At 61.5% G+C, this 23,144-nt stretch carries 9 protein-coding genes; 1 reads left to right on the plus strand and 8 read right to left on the minus strand.

Translation table 11 applies throughout. The features are described 5' to 3' along the window. Positions 1-51: 51 nt before the first annotated feature. Both EG886_RS09510 and EG886_RS09515 read right to left on the minus strand, forming a co-directional pair. Entirely contained in the window at positions 52-435 is a 384-nt protein-coding gene (locus EG886_RS09510) for an NUDIX hydrolase (protein ID WP_206425314.1), read from the minus strand. Positions 436-553: 118 nt separating this feature from the next. Then, positions 554-964 carry a hypothetical protein gene (locus tag EG886_RS09515; RefSeq protein ID WP_124727919.1) on the minus strand — a complete coding sequence of 137 codons (411 nt, stop codon included), beginning with the start codon at positions 962-964 and terminating at the stop codon, positions 554-556. A gap of 350 nt (positions 965-1,314) precedes the next feature. Here EG886_RS09515 and EG886_RS09520 point away from each other — a divergent pair, with 350 nt between their 5' ends. Then, a complete protein-coding gene (locus tag EG886_RS09520) occupies positions 1,315-1,662 on the plus strand; it encodes a VOC family protein (RefSeq protein ID WP_164491763.1) in 348 nt (115 codons plus the stop codon). A 72-nt stretch (positions 1,663-1,734) separates the two neighbouring features. On the opposite strand, the gene EG886_RS09525 is transcribed toward EG886_RS09520, so the two are convergent. The 6 genes from EG886_RS09525 to EG886_RS09550 all read right to left on the minus strand — a co-directional run bounded on the left by EG886_RS09525 (position 1,735) and on the right by EG886_RS09550 (position 22,994). Continuing rightward, positions 1,735-2,484, minus strand: a complete 750-nt coding sequence (locus EG886_RS09525; RefSeq protein WP_164491764.1) for a thioesterase II family protein — start codon at positions 2,482-2,484, stop codon at positions 1,735-1,737. Between the two features lie 26 nt (positions 2,485-2,510). Then, positions 2,511-3,713 carry an acyl-CoA dehydrogenase family protein gene (locus tag EG886_RS09530; RefSeq protein ID WP_124727922.1) on the minus strand — a complete coding sequence of 401 codons (1,203 nt, stop codon included), beginning with the start codon at positions 3,711-3,713 and terminating at the stop codon, positions 2,511-2,513. Continuing rightward, positions 3,688-4,890 carry an FAD-dependent monooxygenase gene (locus EG886_RS09535; protein ID WP_124727923.1) on the minus strand — a complete coding sequence of 401 codons (1,203 nt, stop codon included), beginning with the start codon at positions 4,888-4,890 and terminating at the stop codon, positions 3,688-3,690. Before EG886_RS09535 ends, EG886_RS09530 begins: the two co-directional genes overlap by 26 nt. A gap of 140 nt (positions 4,891-5,030) precedes the next feature. Continuing rightward, positions 5,031-9,341: a non-ribosomal peptide synthetase family protein gene (locus EG886_RS09540; RefSeq protein ID WP_124727924.1), complete on the minus strand. Its 4,311-nt coding sequence runs from the start codon at positions 9,339-9,341 to the stop codon at positions 5,031-5,033. Further along, the gene (locus EG886_RS09545) at positions 9,338-16,918 is read right to left on the minus strand and encodes a non-ribosomal peptide synthetase/type I polyketide synthase (protein ID WP_124727925.1); all 7,581 of its coding nucleotides are present in this window, start codon (positions 16,916-16,918) and stop codon (positions 9,338-9,340) included. The genes EG886_RS09540 and EG886_RS09545 overlap by 4 nt, the downstream gene beginning before the upstream one ends. Next, positions 16,905-22,994: a non-ribosomal peptide synthetase gene (locus EG886_RS09550; protein ID WP_124727926.1), complete on the minus strand. Its 6,090-nt coding sequence runs from the start codon at positions 22,992-22,994 to the stop codon at positions 16,905-16,907. Before EG886_RS09550 ends, EG886_RS09545 begins: the two co-directional genes overlap by 14 nt. Positions 22,995-23,144: the final 150 nt, after the last annotated feature.

A 23,144-nucleotide genomic window follows, 5' to 3' on the forward strand; every position in this document is an offset into this window, starting at 1 on the left:
CGGGGATGCACGCGGACCCGTCTATGCCGGGAATGGATGATGAAGGAAAGGTCAGGGTTGAGATCCGGTTTTGGAAGCGTCGGCTCCGTCGGACGGGCCGAAGTGTCGGTTGACGACTGTCATCACCCGCTCCATCAACGTCGCTTGCACGTCCCGATACGTGAGCGATTCCGGCATTCCGTCAAAACCGCGAACTTCCGCGATTTCCGACCCCGGCAGCCCGGAAAGCTCGTGGATCTCGGCAAAAAAGAGCATTCCGCACGTTTCTTCCCCGTCCGCCCGCATCCTGTACGGGCTGACCGGAATCAACTCATACCGGACCGCACCGGTTTCCTCATACAACTCCCGGCGTGCGGTCTGCAAAACGGATTCGCCCGTTTCCCTTCTTCCTCCCGGTGACTCCCACGAGCGGCGGTTCTTGTGTCTGCAAAACAACCATTGCCCCCGAAATCTGCACACGATGACCACAAAACGAATGTCGCTTTCGTGGATGACCGGGTCGAATGTGATGATTGGCTTGCTCCCCTCCCATTCCCGAAAAATGAACGCCCTATCACTTTTCCTCCAGACGGACCGTTTCTTCCTTCCCGTCCCACTTGACGGTCACGGTAATCTCGCTGTTTGTGACTTCTTGATAATCAAAAACATCCGTGATCACTTCCCCGAAGGGAAATGTTGCACTGTCACGTTGCCCGTCCGCCTGTGCAGAGCCGGTCAGCTTTTTGTCGGAGCGGCTGAGATCCAGCCGGTACTCCCCCTGTGAAAATGACGATCCGGCATACTCCAGAACCAATGTGCCGTTGGTCTGCTTGTCGATCTTTTCCCATACGGTGAAATGAGCTTTCCAGTGCTTGCTCTGCCCTTCGTACTCCACGGACTCATTGAACAGGTCGCAGCCGGCCAGGCCGATTGCCGCCAACCACACCATGAACAGGAAGCACCATCCGTTTCGTTTTCTCGTCATTTTTTTCACGCTCCCTCGACTTGTCAATCTGCAGCCTCCTTTTCCGCATTTCAGACGCCCATCCATATCAAAAGGTTTCGATTGTTCATCCGGAACGACTCCCCGATGAAGCTCTGACAACCGATGCTTTCACCGAAATACATAAGCTGGAAGGAAATAAGCATGTTTTGAGGAAATAAACAAATGCCACTGCTGAAAGAACATCTCATCCGTGGAAGATGGCCCGGCGTTTGCCGGCTTCCACGGTCGGCGAGAGAAGCCGCTCCGCCACGGTGCGGATGCGGCGAACAACCGGATGGACAGGGATGTTTGAAAGATCCGTTCAACCGCTTGTTCAGGAGGTTTCACCCGTGAAAACCAGACTGATGCATGTGCGAGCCAATGTTTCCGATCTTCAGCGTGCGATCCGTTGGTATGAGGAAGTGCTCGGGTTCAAGGTGACGGATGTGTGGCCGCCGGAGAAGCCCAATTACGCACATTTTTCAAGCGAAGAGGGAGCGATTTTTGCCATCATGGAGGATGAAAACGTTCCTTCACACGGACGGTTCAACTTTTCCGTGTCCGATGTGGACGCTTTGTGGGAGCGGCTGAAGGACCGGGCGGAAGTGGTGGAGGAGCTGTTCGACACGCCGTACGGCTCAAGGAAATTCACCATCCGGGATTTGGACGGAAACGAACTGGGATTTGTCAAAGGATGAATCTAAACGGGAAGGCAAACGATTTGCGAATCCGCAAACCGTTTGCCTTTTCCGTTGATCGGGCCGTCCGGGTCAATTGGTTTCCACCTCCCGGTCCGTCCTTCCTCCGAGCAAAAACTTAAGCTCGTGAGCGACGGCCCGGGTGACGGCCGCTTCGTCTTCCTGAAGGAAAAAATGACCGCCGGGGAAGAGTTTCAGCTTGAACGGACCTTCGGTGACGCTTCGCCAGCCGTCCACTTCCTGCGGGGTGACTTCCGCATCCCGGATGCCGGCAAAACCAATGACCGGACAGGTGAGAGGCCGGCCGAAGACATACTGATAGGTTTCCGCCACTTCCAGATCGGCGCGGATGACGGGAGCGAAGAATTCGGCCCATTCGGGATGGTCCATCAGTTCGCCGGGGGTCCCGCCCATTTCACGGATGCGCTCGGCGAAGCGACGGTCGGACATCAGGTGGATCGGGTCCTTGCGACGCGGAAGATGCGGAGCGCGAAAGGCGGAAACCAACAAAGCCATGGGCTGTTCGCCCAAATTCCTCCGGAACCAGCGGGCCAGTTCAAAGGCCAGCATGGCGCCCATGCTGTGGCCGAACAGCACAAACGGGGAACGGAGCGGCGTTTTCAGGATTTCTCCCGCCAAATCTTCGATCAGGACGGGCAGCTGACGGTACGGTTTTTCGCGGAAACGGACGCCACGCCCGGGCAGTTCCACGGGATGAACCCGGAACCGTTCGGGGAGGTGCTCTTTCCAGGATCGGTAGATGCGCGCCGAGCCCCCGGCATACGGAAAGCAGAACAGCTGGACGGTTTCGCCGTGTGTCACGGACGGATCCCCCTTTCCACGCTGGTTCAACGGGCCTCCGGATGGGTGATCAGGGTGGAGGCGATGGTGCGCAGAAGCATGTTGGACGTGCCTTCGTAAATCTTGCCGATCTTGGCGTCACGATACAGCTTCTCGATCCCGTGACCTTTGCAGTATCCGTTTCCGCCGAAGATCTCCAGCGACCGGGAGGCGGCGTTTTCCGCGGCTTCGGAAGCGAGAAGCTTGGCCATGGCGCAGACACGGAACCATTCCTTTCCCTCCGGTTGCCCCCGGTCCATCATGCGGGCGGCGTTGTACACCGTGAGCCGGGCCGCTTCCACTTCGGCAAACGTGCGCGCCAGCGGAAATTGCACGCCTTGGTGGGCGGCGATCGGCTTCCCGAACTGAACGCGTTCCTGCGCGTAAGCCAGCCCCATGTCGAGGGCGGCTTGCGCCAGTCCCACCTGTTGCGCGGCGATCCCGAGTCTTCCCGGGTTCAGCGTTTCCATGGCCACGCGATTCCCTTCGCCGACGCGTCCCAGCACATTTTCCTTTCTCACGCGAACCCCGTCCAGGATCACGTCGCACATGGCATTGGCACGGATCCCCATCTTCTCCACCGGCTCTCCGACCGTAAGCCCGTTCGATTCCCGTTCCACCAGAAAGGCGGTGACGGCCGGGCTGCCGCTTCCGTCTTCCACTTTGGCAAAGATGAGAAACAATCCACCCTCCAGCGCGCCGCTGGCGAATTTCTTGCGGCCGGTGAGCACGTACCCGTTTCCGTCCGGCACGGCCCGGGTGGTGAGCGCAAACGCGTCGCTGCCCGCCTGCTCTTCGGAGATGGAGAAGACGCCGACGGTGTTTTTGGCCAGACGCGGAAGGTACCGGCGCTTCTGATCCCCGGTGCCGAACCTGAGCAGCGCGGGAATGATCAGGGCGTTTTGCACATCAACGTAGACGGAAGTTCCCGCACAGACACGGGACAACTCCTCGATGGCCAGGACCGCGTGAAAGAAGCTCCCCCCCAAACCTCCGTACATTTTGGGAATCCGGATCCCCATCAGTCCGGCGGCAAACAGCTCGTCCATCAGACCGGGGGCGATGCGCCCTTCCCGGTCCATTTGCTCCACGTGAGGACGAAGCCTGGTTTCGGCGAATTCCCGCACCCGCTCCCTCCAGGCCCGCTCTTCCTCAGACAGCCAAGTGAGGGGCAACCGGGCGCCGTCAGCGGCCGACGCCGGCTTGTTCATTCCTCTCCACCTCCACTCCCTCATCGTCAAACGCCAGGAGCCTTTGCCAGGTCGCAAGGTTGGCCTTTTGCGGGAAGAAGTGTTTCAGGTACATGTTTTTCAGTTGAACGAACAGAGGATTTCCCATCTTCTGCATTTTGGCGCCGAAGAACACTTTCCCGCGGATCCAGTCCATGCGCGGTTTGCGACGGTCCACGTATCGCCGCAAACCTTCCCGGACATCCGTCGCTCCGGCCAGCGATTCGGCCAACACAACGGCGTCCTCGAGCGCCTGACAGGCTCCCTGTCCGTACACGGTGGGCATGGCATGTGCGGCGTCGCCCAGCAGAACGACCCGTCCGTCGATCCACGTTTCCGCTTCGGTCCAGGCGTGACCGTCGATGCGGAAAATATCCTCCTCCGGCGTCAGTTCCACCGCCTTTTTCATCGGCTCGGGGAACTTTTCGAGCAGGGTGAGCAGCTTCCGTTTCACGGTACCCGGTTCATCCTTGCCGCCCGGTTCGGTATTCAGGCCGATCGTCCAGGAGAAGCGGGTGTCGTCGACGGCCCAGCATCCGCCGTTCAAACCGTTGGTGCCCCAGAACATGGCGAGATTTCCCGGTTCGATGCCCACCGGTCCCGAGGAAATGCCGCGCCAGATGGTATAGCCGAGGTATTCCGGTTCTCCGCATCCCGTCATTTGCTTCCGGATGGCGGAACGGATCCCGTCGGCGCCGATCAGTGCGGCTCCCCGCACTTCCTCCCCGTTTTCCATGAGCAGGGTGACGCCGTCCGCATCCTGCCGGTAACCGGTGACGGCGACGCCGAACCGGATCGGCACGTCTTCGGCCCCGGCACGGAGGATGCGCATGAGATCGGAACGTCGCAGATTGACGGACGGGACCCGGGAAATTTGTTCCACCGGGGTGTCCATCAAAAGGTCCCCCTTGTAAGAATAGATCGTTTGACGGCGGATGCGCGCCCCGGTCGCGACCACCGCGTCGCCCAGTCCGAGCCGGTTCAACGCGGTGATGGCATTGCTCCAGATGTTGAGCGCCGTTCCGCGTTCCGCCAGAATGTTTTCACGCCGTTCGAAGATTTCCGCTTCAAAGCCTTTCTGCTTGAGGGCGATGGCGGTGGCCAATCCCCCGATTCCGGCTCCGGCGATCAGGATGCGTCTTGTATCGTCTCGGGTCATCGCTTTCTCTCCTCTTCCCGGATTGCCGGGGGCTCCGGAGAGCCCCCGGAGAAATTGCGAAATTCATGGACACGATCCACGTGAATCATGCCGGTGGTACGAGTGGCATTTCCGTGACCGCTGCCGTTCCCCGGTCCCGCTCACCGGGAAGCCAACGACACCATGAATCTGCGCAGCACCTCCGGCGTCATGTCGGGACACGGGAATTCGCGGCCCACTCCTTCCGTGGTGAGCGAGGTGTCGAAGACGGGATCCCGATGCCCCGTCAGGTGGCGATCGATAAATTCCTCAAACAGGGCCAGAACGGTCCGGTCTTCCTCGCTTCCTTGTTCCACCTTCTTCTTCGCCGCTTCCAACCACTCGGGCCAGCTCAGGACGCGGAATGAGTCGTCCATGTCCCGCGCGGCGATTCCGAGCACCTCAAAGTGCGGCGGATTCGGATGTGCCAGATGGAACACTTTGCCGAGGCTCTCTTTTTTGCGGGACAAACGAACGAGCGCGCCGCTCACCCAATCGACCGGGACGAGATCCAGCGTCAGGTCCAGTTTGGGCATCAGTCCCCAGACGGCAAAGCGTTTCAGGATTTGGCCGACGATGTCGCGGGCTTTCCAAAGCCCGGATTCGCTGTGACCGGCGACGCGGCCGGGGCGGTAAATGACCACCGGCAACCCGCGTTCCCGGGCCTGAAGCACCATGCGCTCCGCCACCCATTTGCTCTCCGCGTAGCCGCTGAGCAAAACGGACGGAGGCGTTTCGATCAGGTCCGTCTCACGGACGGCTTCGTCATGGCCGACGCCGACGGTGCCCACCGTGGAAACATGATGCAGCACCTTGGTTTTCCCGGCGCAGGCAAAGCGGAGAATTTCCCGCGTGCCGTCCACGTTTTCCGGTTTCAGCTGCTCGTACGGGAGCAGGAAGTTGACACGGGCTCCGCAGTGGTAGATCTCGTCGATTTCCTCCGACAGGCGATCCCACACGGAATCGGTGAGTCCCAGTTTCGGTTTGCCGAGATCTCCGGGTACGGGGAGGATCCGTGACCCGAACGCCTCCTCCCACACGCCGGATGCCTGCAGATTGGCCGTGAGTTTTCGCTTGCCCTCTTCTTCATCTTTCGCCCGGACCAGACAATACACCTCGGCATCGGTCAGACGAAGGAGCTGTTCGAGGAGGTATCCGCCCAAAAATCCGGTCCCGCCGGTCAACAGCACTTTGCGCGGATGCTCCGTCCATTCGGCGGGCGCCTCCGGACGAATGTGCCCGTCCAGCACGGCATCCCGCATCAGCACATCGGGCGACGCCGCGGTACGTCCCGTTTCCCCGCTGTCCAACCAGGCGGCCAACGCTTCCACGGTGGGCGATTCAAACAGCTTCGGCAACGGAAGCTCTTTTTTCATCGCCTGCCGGATGCGGGCCACCGCCCGTGCGGCCAGCAGCGAATGCAATCCCAGGTCGAGCAGATGATCGCGCACGCCCACCCGTTTCAGCCGGAGCATTTCACCGAACAGGCCGCAGAGCGCCTTCTCGGTCTCCGTCCTCGGCGCCACGTAGGTGCTGTCGTCGCCGGAAACAGCCGGCTTCGGCAGCGCCCGCTTGTCCAATTTGCCGTTGACGGTGAGCGGAATCTCCTCCAACTCCACCCAAGCGACGGGCACCATGTACTCCGGCAGGTGTCTGCGGAGCGCATCGCGCAGCTCGGACACTTCCACCGGCCGTGACGGCACGTAGTAGGCCACCAGCCGCTTGTCGCCCGGCGTGTCTTCCCGGACGATCACCGCCGCTCCCTTGATCGCCGGATGATCCCGCAGCACTGAGGCGATTTCGCCCGGTTCCACCCGGAAGCCGCGGATTTTCACCTGATCGTCCATCCGCCCCAGGAATTCCATGTCTCCGTCGGGCAGGTAACGGGCCAGATCGCCGGAGCGGTACATCATCGCTCCCGGCTCGTCCGAGAACGGATCGGGAACGAAGCGGGCCTCCGTCAATTCGGGCCGGTTCAGGTATCCCCGAGCCACACCGGCACCCGCGACACAAATCTCGCCCGGAGCGCCGACGGGAACGGGTCTTTGCCGTTCATCCAACAGATAGATGGACAGATCGGGGAGCGGAATGCCGATCAGGCTGCGACCGCCGCGATCCAAATCCGCCTTCGTCACGCGGCGGAACGTGGCGTGCACGGTGATCTCGGTGATGCCGTACATGTTGATCAATTGCGGTCGCTCGTCCCCGTGCCGGTCGATCCACGGTTTCAGGCTGGGGATGTCCAGCCGTTCCCCGGCGAACACCACGTAACGCAGCTTGAGATCGGATGCCCGCGGATGGGTGTTGTCCACGGGAATCAGCTGCAGGAAAGCCGACGGGGTTTGATTCAGCACGGTGACGTTCTTCTCCAGCAGAAGGCGGTAGAACGCCTCCGGATCGCGGCAGGTCCACCACGGAACGATCACCAGCTTGCCGCCGTGCAGGAAGGCCCCCCACATTTCCCACACCGACACATCGAAGGCAAACGAATGGAACAGCGGCCAGACGTCTTCTTCGGTGAACTCAAAGTGCTTGCGGGCACCGATCACCAGACGGGCCACGTTTTCGTGGGTGACCAGCGTCCCCTTCGGCCGGCCCGTCGTTCCGGACGTGTAAATCACGTACGCCAGGTGTTCCGGTTTCACGGAGCTTTCAACCGGAGAACCCTCTTCACCGATCCACTCCTCTTCCGCATCCAGTCTGAGCACCTGTCCGTCAAACGCCACACGTTCGGCCAAATCGCCCTCGGCGAGGAGCACCGAAGCTCCCGCGTCTTCCAGAATCAGTCGGATGCGCTCCGGCGGATACATGGGATCCAAAGGAACATATGCGGCCCCGGCTTTCAAAATGCCGAGAATTCCGGAAACGGTGTGAATGGAGCGATCCACCAGCAGTGCCACCCGGTCTTCCGTTTTCACGCCCGATCGCTTCAGACGGCGGGCGATCCGGTTGGTCAGCTCGTCCAGCTCCCGGTAGGTCCAGCTCCGGTCGTCATGCTCGACGGCGATGCGGTCCGGGGTACGGGACGCCTGTTCACGGAACAGTTCATGCAGCGGCCGGTCGACGGGGACATGTTCCCGCTTGTTTCGCTTTGCCAGAAACGCCTTTTCCTCCGCGGTGAGCACCTCGATGTCGGAAAGTCGCCCGTCCGGATGGCGGGTGAATGCCTCCAGCACCGTGCGCACGTTGTTCAGAAACCGACGGGCCGCTTCTTGATCGAACCTGCGCCTGTCGTACACCAGGCGCAGCGGCATGTAGTCGCCGGGCAAGGCGATCAGGGTGAGCGGATAATGCGGCCGGCCGTCATACCAAGCCTCCAGCAGAGAAAGCCCCACTTCGTCCAGAGAGTATTCGGGGATGGGAACGTTCTCGAAGGCCACCGTGCTCTCAAACAGGCGGCTGACCAGGGACGTCTCGCTCCATTCCTGGATCTTGTCCAGCGGAATGCCTCCGTGTTCGCGGACGGCGGCTTGCTCCGCCTGGAATGACTGCAACCACTCCAGCACCTTGCGCTCGGGATCCAGACGGGTGCGCACCGGCAAGGTGATCAGCATCGGCCCCATCATCGTTTCACTGCCCAGATCCAGCAGATCGACCGGTTGATGGGCCATGGTGGATCCCGCCACCACGTCGTCGGTTCCCAGGTACCGCCCCAGCACCACCATCCATGCCGCTTGGATCATGGTGTTCATGGTCAGGCGTCCTTCGCGGATGAAACGATGCAAGGGTTCGGCCAGATCCCGAAGGTGGATTTCCTCAAAAGCGTGGGTCACTTGCGCTTCGGAATCGGGCTCCCCGAGCATGAGCGGTTCGGGAGGCTCATACCCTTTCAGGTAATCACGCCAAAACGTTTCGTGCCTTTCCGGCTTCGCCCGTTTCCACCACGCCACGTAATCGCGATACGGGCGGGCGGTCGGCAGGACCGGGGTTTTCCCTTGTCGGAGCGCTTTGTACAGGGTGAGAAACTCGGAAATGGCAACGCCGAACGACCATCCGTCCATGGCGATGTGGGGGAATCGCCAGGCGAAACGCCACGTCTCTTCATCAAAGCGAATCAAGGTGAGGCGCATCAGCGGCGGCCGGGTCAGATCAAAATCCTTCTGCCGGTCTTCCAGCAGGAACGCCGCATAGCGGCGCTCCCGCTCTTTGGAAGACAGATGCGTCCAATCCCACACTTCCAGCGGAACGTCCACCCGGCGATGCACCACCTGCAGCGGCTTCTCCAGCTCCTTGGCATGAATGGCCGTGCGCAGGATCGGGTGACGGGCCACCACTTTCCGCCAGGCGGCATGGAAGTCTTCGATGTTCATTTCCCCTTGGAAAGTGAAGTTCAACTGTTCCACGTACACGCCGGAACGGGGAGCGTACATCAGATGAAACAGGAAGCCTTGCTGAATGGGAGACAGTTCATAAATATCCTCGATGTTTTTCACTGTTCATCGCCTCCGTTCAGCATTTGCAGGAATTGAAGCAACTCTTCCCGGTCCAGTCCCGCATCCGCGAAATCCTCCGGACTCAGCGCCGTTTCGACCGACGGTTCATCCGCGGCCAGCTCCCGCAGTTCGGCAAGCATCGCGTCGGCCATCCGGCGGACCGCTTCTTCCGTGTAGTGCGCACCGTCCGCGAGGAAGACGAACCGAAGCTCATCATTCGCCACCACCGGAACAATCTCCAGCCATGCGGGTTCCATCGGGCCGGATCCCGGCATCGTGTGTCGGGCGTCGATGCCGAACAGCGGAGCTTCTTCCCGCCAATCATCCAGCATCAGCGGGCGAAGAATCCGCACGCGGGCAGGTGCATCTTCCCCTTCGCCGCGCACCTGGTCCTTGACATGGGCCAGCCAAGCTCCGGCCGATTGATCGACCACTTCCAGCTTCATGGACACGGTTCCGGAAAAACCGCCCACCGTTTTGCGCAGCCGCTGCGCTGCTTCGCGGTCTCCGCGCCGCTCCCGCTCCAGTCCGAACAGGAATCGCGAATCACCGGTCAGACGCTTCCAGGCCCTCGTGAGCGCGGCCGTTGTCAACTCGGTGACGGACACCCGGTGCACGGCCGCCGCTTCACCGAGCAATGGCTCCGTTTCTTCCCGGCTCAACCGCACGTGGATGCGAACGCCGCGAGCCGTCATCCCTTCCGCGGATACAGCCATGGGTGCCGTTTCGCTTTGCCCGGCAATGAGCTCTCCCTTGATCTCCCGGTCAGCTGATTCTTCCTGGCGTTCCGCCAACCGTTTCATCCATTCGCCCCACTCCACGGCCGGTTTGGCCAGCCATCCGTCCGCTCCCGTCCGCAACTGTTCGTACAGTCCGGAAACATCCCGGAGAAGGATGGACCACGAAGTGGTGTCCGCCGCCAAACGGTGCAGGTGCCACACCCATTTGCGAATGCCGTCTCCGAGGTCGAACAGTGCGGTGCTGAGCAGCGGGCCGCGGGTGAGGTCCATTTCCTTCCGCATCTCCTCCAGCATTTCATCCAGGGCGGCTTCCCGCTCCCCTTCCGAAAAGGCGCTGAGATCAATCAGCGGAATGTACGGCTCGAAGTCGTCCGGATCTGCCACCGACATCATCCAGCCCTTCTCATCCCTGAAGACCCTGAGACGCAGGGCGTCATGGTGACGAAGCAGGACGGCCAAGGCCCGTTCGGCAACGGCGGAATCAAAATCTTCCGGCACGTCCAGCACCAGCTGTCCCACGGCGGCCGGTCCGGCTTCGATCCAGGCGACCTGTTCGGCCGGAACCGGAACGGTTTGACCGGAAGCGGCCATCGGTTCCTTTTTGCGCACGACGCGGGACAACTCGGCAATGGTTTGATGGGCGAACACATCCTGCGGCGTCACCTCGATGCCGCGGGCGTTGAGTCGGGAGATGATCTGGATGGCCATGATCGAATCTCCGCCCATTTCGAAGAAGTTCTGATGCAGCCCCACATGTTCCGTCCCCAGCACATCCGCCACCACGGACGCGATTTCAATGGCCAGTTCGTCGGCCGTTTCACCGGCCGCTTCGCCACCTCCCTGGCTGTCCGCCATGGCCAGCCGGTTCAAGGCTTTGCGATCCACCTTGCCGTTTGATGAAAGCGGCAGCTGGTCCAGGATCAGCCATTGGACCGGAACCATGTAGGACGGAATGTTCTCTGCCACATGCTGTTTCAATCTGTCCAGCCATTCGCTCGCCTCTTCCCCGTCCGGCTGATCAAACGGCTCTTCCGGCACCACGAACGCGGCGAGGCGCAGATGGCTGCGATCCGTGCCCACGGCGGCCACCACGGCGGTGCGCACGCCCGGATCACCGGTGATCGCGGCCTCGATTTCTCCCAGCTCGATGCGGAAACCGCGGATTTTCACCTGAAAATCTTCGCGACCCAGGAATTCGATGTTTCCGTCCGGCAGGTAGCGTCCGAGATCTCCCGTGCGATACAGCCGCTCCCCGGTCACCGGATGGCGAATGAAGCCGGCATCGGTTTTTTCCTGGTCGCGCCAATATTCTTGCGCCAATCCGACGCCGCCGATGTAGAGCTGACCCGGTACCCATTCGGGGGACGGATCCATCCGCTCGTTCAACACGTGGAAGGTTTGGTTGCGCAGCGGCACGCCGTACGGGATGCTCTCCCACTCCCGTTTGACTTCGGTGATCGGGTAGTGGATCGACCAGATCGAGGCCTCCGTCGCTCCACCCAGGCTCCAGATGCGGGCACCGTCCGCCATGGACCGGATGCGATCCGGCAGCTGGACGGGGATCCAATCGCCGCTCATCATGACCACTTTCAGCGGCAAACCGGTTTCCCCCTGGCCCAGGGCATGCTCCGCCAACATTTCCATCAGGGCGGGCACCGTGTTCCACACCGTCACCCGATGCTCGCGGATCAACTGGATCCAGCGGGCAGGATCGCGACCGGCTCCCGACTCCGGCATGACAATCGTTCCGCCGGCGGCCAGCAGACCGAACACATCGTACACCGACAAGTCAAAGCTCAGCGAGGACAGGGCAAGTACGGCATCTTCTTCTCCCACGCCGAACCGTTCGTTGATGTCCAGGATCGTGTTCAGGGCGGCCCGGTGGGTGATCGCCACGCCTTTGGGCAGACCCGTCGACCCGGAAGTGTAGATGACATAGGCGAGATCGTCCGGACGGGCGACCGGCTCCAAGGGTTCTCCTTCCGGTCCCTCCCAACCGTCCGATGCCGCGGCGAGCGTGTGAACTCCGTCGCCGGCTGCCGGCAGCGGCTCTCCGTCCAGGGTGATCAACCATTTCACCTGGCCGTGTTCGATCAAGTAGCGTTGACGCTCCTCCGGCAGATCCGGATCAATCGGCAGATAGGCGGCCCCGGACTGCAACACCCCGAGCACGGCAGCCACCTGCTCCCATCCCTTGCGGACGGCGATTCCCACCAAGTGGTTCGGTCGGGCGCCCAGCCCGCGCAGTTGGCGGCCGATTCGGTTGGCCCGGCGCAACAACTCCCCGTAGGTCACGGTGCCTGAAGCGGAAATGACGGCGGGATGATCAGGTTTTCGAGCCGCCTGCTTCAGGAACGGCTCTTGGAGGAGAGCGTCGGGAACCGGCCCCTCGGTGGCGTTCACCTGTTCGCGGATCCGGCGCTGACGTTCGGGGAGCCAATCGAACCGAGACGACTTCCACGTGTCTTCGCCGTCCGCCAAGGCGTTCAGGAAGCGGCAATACGCGCTGAACATGTCTTCCACCATGCCGTCCGGAAACAGTCCGTCCAGCACCACCCAGCTGAGTTCCAGACCTCTGCGCGTTTCGATGACCGCATGATCCAGCCAGACTTGCGGTGTCTGGGAAATCATGTAGGTCACGTCCCCCAGCCAGTCGAACAGCACATCGTCCGGTTCGGTGTCCTGCACGATGGTGCTGGTGAAGACGACCGGCATGACGGCGCCGCTGGTACCGCCTTGCACCCGGGCCAGCTCGCGCAGCACGCGCACCCCGCTGACGGCCCTGTGTTCCAGATCGCGCCAGATCTGCTTCTGCACGTCACGCACGAAGTCTTCGAACGGCTTCGGATCGGCGGCATTCACTTCCAACAGGTTGAAGGTGCCGAACTCGCCCACCATGTTTCTCACCTGGGGATGGAACGGCATCCGGTTGATCACCGTCAAGTTCAGCGAAAAGTGCTGGTTTTTGCTCCAGGCGGCCAACACCTGCGAGTAGGCGGCGGTCAACACGGCGGACGGAGTGACGCCACAGCGGGCCGCTTTCTGTTTGAGTCGCTCCCATGCCTCCGGGCTGAGCCGATCCCCGATGCGGGAGAAGGTGGGCTTTCCGATCGTCTCGGGGTGAGTCTTCATCGGCAGATCAGGCGCCGGCGGCAGCGTTTTCACCCGTTCCTGCCAGTACTCCAGCGATCGTTGATACACGGGAGTGTCGCGGATCGCCTGCTCGGCCAACACATAATCGCGGAAGGTGAACGGCAGCGCCTCGAACAGTTCTTCTTTCCCCTTGTAACAGCGGTGCCAGTCGCGCAGCAGAATCCGGATTGAACCGATGTCGGTGATGATCAGCTCGAAACTCAGATGCAGACGCACCTTCCGGTCATCGATCCGGGTGGCGCAAATCTCAAACAGCGGCCACTGATCGACCGGCCGGACGATGTGGGACAGACGGTCCCGCACTTCCTTGAGGTGCCTTTCCTTTTCCTCCGGCGACTCTTGGCGGATGTCCGTCACCCGGATCTCGTAACGCGGCGGACGGTCGAGAATCTGCTGACGGCCATCGGGCAAAATGACGGTCCGGAGCATGGGATGCCGTTCCATCACTTTTTGCCAGGCCGCGTTCAGACGATCCAAATCGATGTGATCACTGTCGATTTCGAAATACACGTGCGCGGCCACGTCACTGACGTTGAAACCGCCGAGACGGCCGATCCACTGTGCCTGCTGCATCTCCCTGAGCGGGAACGGTTCATGCAGCTTGTCCGGTTCCGGAACGAGCTCGGGCAGGGAGGCTTCCAGGCTGTCCGACTCCTGTTCGCCGATGTTCTCCATGTTTTCCATGAGGCCGGCGATGGTCGGATTCTCCATCAGCACGCTGAGCGGGATCTGTTTGCCCAGACGTTCCGACACCTTGCCCAACACCTGGGCTGCCAGCAGCGAGTGTCCGCCCAGCTCGAAGAAATTGTCATGCACCCCCACCGGAGCAACCCCGAGGAAATCCTGCCAGATTTCCGCCACCAAACGTTCCCGTTCATCCCGGGGGGCCACGAATTCACTGGCCAGCGGCGGGCGCGGATGGTGAGCGCTGAGGACAAATTCACCGGAAGCTGCCGCTTCCGCCTCCGCGTCCGTCTCTTCGGACGCCGTGAAATCCATCGGGCCGGTTTGCACGCCTTGCGGCTCGATCCAATAACGGCGACGCTCAAACGGATAGGAGGGCAATTCGACGCGGAAACGGGGTTCTCCCCGATGCAGCCCTTTCCAGTCCAGGCTTCCGCCGGCCATCCACAGACGTCCGGCCGCGGTGAGCAGAAAACGAACGTCCGACATGCCGTCCTGCGGATGTCGCACCGTTTGCAGGATCACGTGTCCGCTGCCGGTGCCGAGGCATTGGCGGGCCAAGGTGCCGAGCGTCTGTCCCGGTCCCACTTCCAGAAGGATGGAGGGGCCGCTTTCCGCAATGGCGGCCACGCCGTCCCCGAAACGGACCGTCTCGCGCAGATGGGTCACCCAGTAATCCGGATCGGTCGCCTGTTCGGCCGTGATCCACGTGCCGGTCACGTTGGACACATACGGCGTGTTCGGCGGATGCAGCGTCACCCCCCGGACGGCTTGGCGGAAGTCTTCCAAAACGGGATCCATCATGGCCGAGTGGAACGCGTGTGAGGTGTGCAGCCTGCGGCAGGCGACCCCTTTCTCCCGCAGGTGTTTTTCCAGCCGGTCGACGGCTTCATGCGTTCCGGAAACCACGCACAGGTCCGGCGCATTGACGGCCGCGACGGACAGATCGGCCGTGAGCAGAGATTTCACTTCCGATTCCGGCAACGCCACGGAAAGCATCGAACCGGACGGCAACCCGTTCATCAGCCGACCTCGGATGGCCACCAACCGCAAAGCGTCTTCCAGGGACAGCACCCCCGCCAGACAAGCGGCCGCATATTCCCCGATGCTGTGTCCGAGCATCGCTTTGGGACGGATTCCCCAACTTTCAAGCAGTCCGGCCAACGCCCAGGAGACCGTGAACAGGGCGGGCTGAGCCACCGCCGTGGCCTTCAGATGCTCCGCCGCATCCTCCGAACCGGGATCTTCCGGGTACAAGAGCTCGCGCAAATCCACGCCCATGTGGGGTTTCAGAAGGTCTGCACACGCATCCACCCGGTTGCGGAACACGGGCTCGCTCTCGTACAGTTCGCGGGTCATGCCCGGATACTGGGACCCCTGTCCCGGGAAGAGAAACACCACGTCGCGCTCGCGGTCGGCGGTGAAAGAGAGCACGCGCCGGGGATCTTTGCTCCGCAGGGCCTCGGCCGCATCCTCCGGACGTTCCGCCACCACGATCCGGCGATGCCGGAACGCTTGCCGTCCGGTCTGCAGCGTGTGTGCGACATCGGCAAGCCGCTGCTCCGGATGAGCGGCGAGATGGTCTGCCAAAAGCGTGGTGGCCTGCTCCAGCGCGGACGGCGTCTTGGCGGACAGGACGATCAGCTGTGCGTCATTTCCGCCCTTCACCGGTTTCACCTCCGGGGCTTGTTCGAGAATCACGTGGGCGTTGGTCCCTCCGATTCCGAACGAGCTGACCGCCGCCCGTCTCGGCCCGTTCCCTTTCGGCCATTCCTTCAGTTCCGTGTTGACGTAAAAGGGCGTGTTTTCAAAGTCAATGGCCGGATTGGGCTTGGTGAAATTGATGTTCGGAACGATCAACCCGTGCTTGACCTGCAACACGGCTTTGATCAGTCCGGCCACGCCGGCCGCCGCCTCCAGATGGCCGATGTTTCCCTTCACCGAGCTGACGGCGCAATATCCTTTCCTGTCGGTGCGGGAGCCGTAGGCCCGGGTGAGCGCCTCGATCTCGATCGGATCCCCGAGAGCCGTTCCGGTGCCGTGCGCCTCGATGACACCGACCGATTCCGGATCGATGTCGGCCATTTCCAGGGCCGTGACCAACACCTGGGTTTGGCCTTCCACGCTCGGAGCCGTGTAGCCGACCTTCCAGGAGCCGTCATTGTTGACGGCGGAGGCCTTGATCACCGCTTCAATGCGGTCACCGGCGGCCATGGCGTCTTCCAGCCGTCTCAGCACCACGATGCCGGCTCCGCTGCCGAAAATGGTTCCCTTGGCATCGGCGTCGAAGGGGCGGCAATGTCCGTCGGGCGAGAACATGGTGCCGTCCTGCCACAAATACCCGCTCTTTTGCGGAACCCGGATCGACACCCCGCCGGCAAGGGCCATGTCACAGTCGTAGGCGATCAGTGCCTGGCAGGCCAGATGAACGGCGACCAGGGAGGTGGAGCATGCCGTTTGCACGTTGACGCCCGGTCCCGTCAGATTCAGCTTGTAGGCGACGCGGGTGGACAAGTAATCCTTGTCGCTGTTGATCAGAATGTCAAATCCCTGTGCGCTGCGCGGAAGCCCCCGTCCGGCCAGCAGGTTGTTCAGGAAGTATTCCGGCATGCCCGCGCCTGCGTACACGCCGATCAGGCCGTCGAATGTCCCGGGATCGTATCCCGCTTTCTCCAGCGCTTCCCAGGCAAGCTCCAGGAAAACCCGCTGCTGGGGATCCAGCAGCGAAGCTTCCCGCGGGTTGTAGCCGAAGAACGCCGCGTCAAACCGATCGATGTCCTCCATCACCGGAGACGCTTTCACATAGTGGGGGTTTCGGAGAACATCGGCGGGGATGTTCTCCGAAAGCAGTTCTTCCTCGGAGAAAAAGGTGACAGATTCGACGCCGTTTTTCAGGTTGTTCCAGTACTCCTCCAGGTTTTTGGCGCCGGGAAACCGGCCCGCCATCCCGATGATGGCGATGTCGTTCGGACTGAAGTGCTTTTCCTCACTTGCCGTCATCCTGTCCGTTCCCTCCTCTGCGATTCCTTTTCGCTCCGAGTCTTCCGCGGGCTTCCCGTTTGAGACGGGCACGGTCGCTTCCCTTCCTGAGCGCTTCATCCCGATCCGTCTGACCGGAGAGATGCGCCGCCAGAAGAGAGATGTTGGGATAGTGGAACAGGGAGATCAGCGGAAAATCCATGCCCAGCTTGGCCTGAATCCGGCTGTGTGCCCTGGCAACCGTCACCGAGTCGGCACCGAGATCGAAAAAGTTGTCGTGAATGCCCACTTTTCCGACCCCGAGGAGCTCTTCCAGGACATGGGCGATCACTTGCTCCGTTTCATTTCGCGGCGCGGTGTACGTGCGGGGAGTCTGCCGGGCCTTTTCCGCAAGCCTCGTCAACTGCTTCCGGTCCACTTTGCCGGTGGGGCTCAGCGGCAGCGCTTCCAGCCGGATGATCGTTTGCGGCACCATGTACTCCGGCAACTGCCCTGTCAGAAACTCCTGCAATTCCTTTTCGAAGGACATCCTGCCGAGCCGCTTGCCTCCGGGCGGCCCGGAAGACGCTTCGGAGAGCGGCCCTCCCATCATGCTGTGCAGAAACTCGTGGTCATCGTCCAGGCGGAACAGTTCCTTCAACCGATGACCGTTGCGAATCGCGCCGATCTGGCACACGCCGATGCCCTGCAAGGGAGCTGCCAGTTCGATCAGCTGGGCCATCAATCCCGCCTCAATCAGGCTGAGGTCGCGCGCTTTCCGTCCGTACAGCGGGCGGATCGCATCCATCTTGCCGATGAAGAACAGGGCGAACGCGGCTTCCGAGAGCATCTTGTGGTTGTAACGGAAATGCAGTTCCTCCGTGATGCGGGCATCCGGATGGATCGACACCAACCGGTGGCCGCGGGGGTCGTACCAGTATGTCCCCGGTGCGACATCCCGGATCCGTCCGGGTGCCACCCAGACATACGTCTGCACCGGGTAAAGAGCCTGTGCCGATCCGTAATGGTACTTGTAACCGCCTTCCGTCTCCCGGGCGGCAAGCAATTTGAGCAGCGAGCCGAGCGATTCGGCGGACAATTCCTCCCGCCCGAACGTTCGTCGGCTGGTCCGGAGAGCGAGAACTTCGTCCAGAGGGGTTTCCGAAATCGTTTCCGGAAACGGAACCGCTTCCCCGTTCAAATCCGTGCGGAGCCCCTTGCGACGCATCTGGAATTCAAAGCGTTCCACCGGATTGAGCACCGCACCGGCCAGCTCTTCTTCGGAGAACAACTCCCGCGCCTCATCGAGCCGGAGCTCTTCCTCTTCCCGTCCCCCGTCCCGCTTTTGCACGACAAACGCCGTCAGCCGCTTGCGATTCCGCTCGCCGGCCGCCACGGCCACCGCCGCTTTCACGTCGGGATGGCGGGTGAGCGCCGCCTCGATTTCCCCGAGCTCGATGCGGAATCCGCGAATCTTCACCTGAAAGTCTTCGCGGCCCAGGAATTCAATGTTACCGTCAGGCAGGTACCGTCCCAAATCCCCCGTCCGGTACAACCGTTCGCCGGTGAACGGATGACGGACAAAGCCGGCTTCCGTCTTGTCCGGATCGCGCCAATACTCCCTGGCAAGACCGGTCCCGCCGATGTAAAGCTGGCCGGGAACCCAATCCGGACACGGCTCCAACCGCTCGTTGAGCACATGGAACGTCTGGTTTCCGAGCGGCTTTCCGTACGGGATGCTTTCCCATGACGGATCCACTTCACCGATCGGGTAATGGATCGACCAGATCGATGCTTCCGTCGCCCCGCCCAAGCCGTAAATCTTTGCGCTTCCGTCCGTCACGGCCCGGATGCGGTCCGGCAGGTTCACCGGAATCCAGTCACCGCTCATCATCACGATCCGAAGCGGGATGTTCTCCCGTCCCGAAGCGGCATGTTCGGTGAGCATTTCCATCAGGGCGGGCACCGTGTTCCACACCGTCACCCGATGCTCCCGGACCAGCCGCAACCACTCTCCGGGATCGCGACCCGCTCCCGCCTCCGGCATCACCACTTTGCCTCCGGCTGCAAGCAGCCCGAACAGATCGTACACCGAAAGGTCGAAACTGAGCGAGGACAAAGCCAGCACCGCGTCGTTTTCCGACACGCCGTAACGCCTGTTGATGTCCAGGATCGTGTTGAGCGCGGACCGGTGAGTGATGGCCACGCCTTTGGGGGTTCCGGTCGAACCCGACGTGTAAATCACGTATGCCAGATCGTCCGGCGATGCGACGGGTTCCGGCGGATCCCCGGCAGGACCTTCCCATCCTCCGAGCGTCGCCGCCACGGTTTTCACCGAATCCCCCGCTGCCGGAAGCGGTTCTCCGTTTCGGGTGATCACCAGCCGCGCCTGTCCGTGTTGCAGGAGATACCGCTGCCGCTCTTCGGGCAGGTCGGGATCCACCGGAAGGTATGCCGCTCCGGACTGAAGCACTCCCAACACGGCCACGGCCTGCTCCCATCCTTTGCGCACCGCCACTCCGACCAGTTCGCCGGGTCGCGCTCCCAGTTCCCGAAGCTTGCGCCCCAGCCGGTTGGCCCGGCGAAACAGCTCTCCGTAAGACAGGCTCACGTCCCCCGCCGCGACGGCCGTCCGGTCGGGATGGAGGCATGCGCGCTCGATGAACGGCTGATGAATCAGTTTGTCGGGAACCGGAACCGCCGTGTCGTTGACCGCCCGGCGCACCTCGGCCTGTCTGTCCGGCAACCATTCAAACCGGGAAGCTCCCCAAGCCGTTTCTCCGTCCGAAAGCGTCTCCAAAAACCGGCGATACGCGGAAAACATGTCTTCCACCATGCCGTCCGGGAACAGTCCTTCCACCACGTCCCAGTGGTACACAAGATCCCCGTCGACTTCGTACACCTGGTGGTCGATCCATACCTGCGGCGTCTGGGACACCCCGTACACGACGTCCCCGAATCTTTTCAGCGGCAGATCGGACGTTTCTCCTTTCAGCTGCGCCAGTGCGCTGGTGAACACGACGGGCATCATGATGCCGGGGCGAATTCTGCCGAGCTCGCGCAGCACGTCCACCCCGCTGAACCAACTGTGATCCAGGTCTTTCCACAGTTGTTGCTGCATCCGCTTCGCCGCCGCTTCAAACGGTGACGGTCGGGTCAGGTCCACTTCGAGCAGGTTGACGGAGGTGAAATCCCCGAAGATCCGGTCCACTTCCGGATGCAGCGGATGCCGGTTGAACAGCGTCACATTCAACGTGAACCGCTGACTTTTGCTCCAGGCCCCCAGCACGTGCGCATATGCCGTCAGCAACACGTTGCTCGGCGTGACGCCCGCCTCTTTGGCCCGCTCTTTCACCCAGTTCCAGCGGTCGGCGGACATCCGTCCGTTGTGACGACGGAAACGGGGCCGGCGAATGGTCTCCGGTGACGTTTTGAGCGGAAGTTCCGGTGCGGCCGGAATGTCGTTCAGACGGGCCGTCCAGTAATCGCGCGATTCCTTCCAGATGTCGGTCTCCCGGACCTCTTCCAGCGTGAGGACATAATCCCGGAAAGAGACCCCGGGTGCATCGGACTTCGTGCTCTTGCCTTCGTAGAGATCCATCCACTCCCCGAGCAGCAGACGGAAACTCCAAACGTCCCCGATCAGCAAATCGAAGCTGAAATGCAACCGGATCCGATCCCCCGGCATCCGGGTGGCACACACTTCGAACAGCGGCCACTCATCCGCGGGACGAACTTCATGTGACAACCGTTCCCGGACCTTGCGGATGTGCGCCTTTACTTCCTCCGGGGACCGGTCGGACACATCGGTCACCCGGATCTCGTACGGCGGCACTTCCTCCAAAATCCGCTGCCGCCCGTCGGGGAGAATGACGGCGCGCAACATCTCGTGCTTTTGAATCAAGTGCCGGAAAACGTCATTCAGCCGTTTCACGTCGAGCCCGGCGGCTTCCACCTCGTAGTAGGCATGCGTGGAAACGTTCCCGAGCGCGAAAGCCCCGCTGCGCCCGACATAATAGGCATATTGGATGTCCGTCAGCGGGAACGGTTCGTGTCGGTTCGCCGGATCCGGCTTCACTTCGGGCAAACGGTTGGGAGCGCTTTCCAACTGCCGCAGCACGGCCCCGGCGACATCCCGGATCGTCTCAACCATCGGCAACTTCACGTCAAACTGCTTCTCCATTCTGCCGTACAAATTCATCGTGCTGAGCGATCCCATGCCGAGAGAAGTGAGCGGAACGTCCACCCCGAACGAACGCGGGTCGATGTCCAACATGTCGGCAACCATCCGGCGCAGATGATCCTCCAGCACGGTCTTTCGCAGCGTGACGGGCAGTTTGAGCAACGCATTCCGGTCGAGCTGTTCCCGCCGGTCATTTTTCAGCACGCTGACCGCGAGCGGCGAGAGTTCTCCGTTCAAAAACGCCTTTCGACATGCCCGCCGCTGGATCTTCCCGCTGGTCGTGAGCCGGATGTCGGATCGGCGCACCAACACGACGCAATGAATCTCCGCCTCATGTTCTTCCGCCACGGCGCGGCGCACCGCACGGATGATATCGTCGTAATTTCCGGTCTTGCGCGGACGAGCAGCCTGAACCAACACCAGGCGCTCCTGACCGTCGATGAGGACGGAAAACGCCGCCGCCAATCCCGGAAGCAGTTCCGGATGGGCCGCCCCCGCGGTCCATTCGATGTCCTGCGGATACAGATTGCGTCCGGCAAGAATGATCAAATCCTTGATCCGGCCGGTGACATACAGCTCTCCCTCATGCAGGAAGCCGAGATCTCCGGTGCGCAGGAACGGTCCCTCCCCGGTGCCGGCCAGGCGGGCCCCGAACGTTTCCTCCGTGGCTTCCTCATTGCCCCAGTAGCCCAAGGCGACGTGTTCTCCCGCCACCCAGATTTCGCCGACTTTTCCTTCCGGCAACTCTTCGAGGGTGTCGGGATCGACGATGGCCACCCGGCAATCTTTCACGATCTCGCCGCAATTGACCACGGACAGACGTCGATCGTCGCTTTCGGAGGCCCGTTCCACCGATCCCGCCTCGAAGCGATCTCCTTTCACCTCAATCGCGATCCGCGGAGAGGTGTTGGCGGACACCATCAGCGTCGATTCCGCCAAGCCGTAGGCCGGGGTCAATGCTTCCCGCCGGAATCCGTACGGCTCAAAACGCCGCGCAAACCGCTCGAGCGTCTCGGCATGAACGGACTCGGAACCGTTGATCGCCCGGTACCAACGGGACAGGTCCAGCCCTTCACATTCTTCATCCGTCAGATTCCGCGCGCAGCGGTCGTACGCGAAGTTCGGACCCGCACTGAAAATCGATTCCGCTTCCGTCTCCGTGATCGCCTTCAACCACCTCAGCGGTTTTTGCACGAAATGTTCCGGAGCCATCAGCGTACAGCTGCCGCCGACATATTGGGACATGAGAATTTTCCCGATCAGACCCATGTCATGATAAAAAGGCAACCAGCTGACGATTCCGGCACCTTGCGGAATATCGAGCCGTTGACGCATCATCTCCGCGTTGGCCAGCAAATTTCCGTGGCTCACCATGACTCCCTTGGGCAGGGAGGTGGAGCCGGAAGTATACTGCAAAAACGCCAGCGTGTTCCGGTCGATGTCCGGTTCGGTCCAGGCGTCCGCGGATGACTCGTCGATCCGGTCCACGGCAAGCCAGGCGAGGTGATCCGGCAAGTCAAACTTTTGCCAGCGCCCTTCGAGTTTGTCGAGCAGTTCCGAATGGGTCAGCACCACTTTGGCTCCGCAGTCACGGGCAATCGTGACAAATCTCTCGAGCGGGGAGCTGAGCCGCGCCCGTGGAGCCGCCGGAACATTGCACGGAACCGCCACCATGCCGGCATACAGACAGGCGGAAAACGCCTGAATCATTTCCAGGCTTTGCGGAAACAGCAACATCACCCGGGTGCCGGGGGCAAAACCGTCCTGAAGAAGTGCTGCGAGCGCTCGTGACTTCCGGTCCAATTCCTCTTTCGTCCAAACGAACTTGTCCGATTCTCCGTCCCGCAAGAACGTGTAGGCCACTTGATCCGGAAACCGGTCAGCTTGTGTTCGAAGAAGCTGAACCCAGGTCTTCACGGAACGGACAGAGTCCAAAATGGATCAGCCTCCTTCTCCGGTGAATGACAGACAGGGAAAAAGGTGCGGAGGATCCGGAATGTTCAAGGGTGCGACAGGAGGAAAAGATGATGAAGAAAAAGGAGCGGGGTTGGATGGATCACCGTGAGTGAAACGGATTGGAAAATT

The sequence above is a fragment of the Staphylospora marina genome (genome assembly GCF_003856495.1).
Classification (GTDB): Bacteria; Bacillota; Bacilli; order Thermoactinomycetales; family Thermoactinomycetaceae; genus Staphylospora; species Staphylospora marina.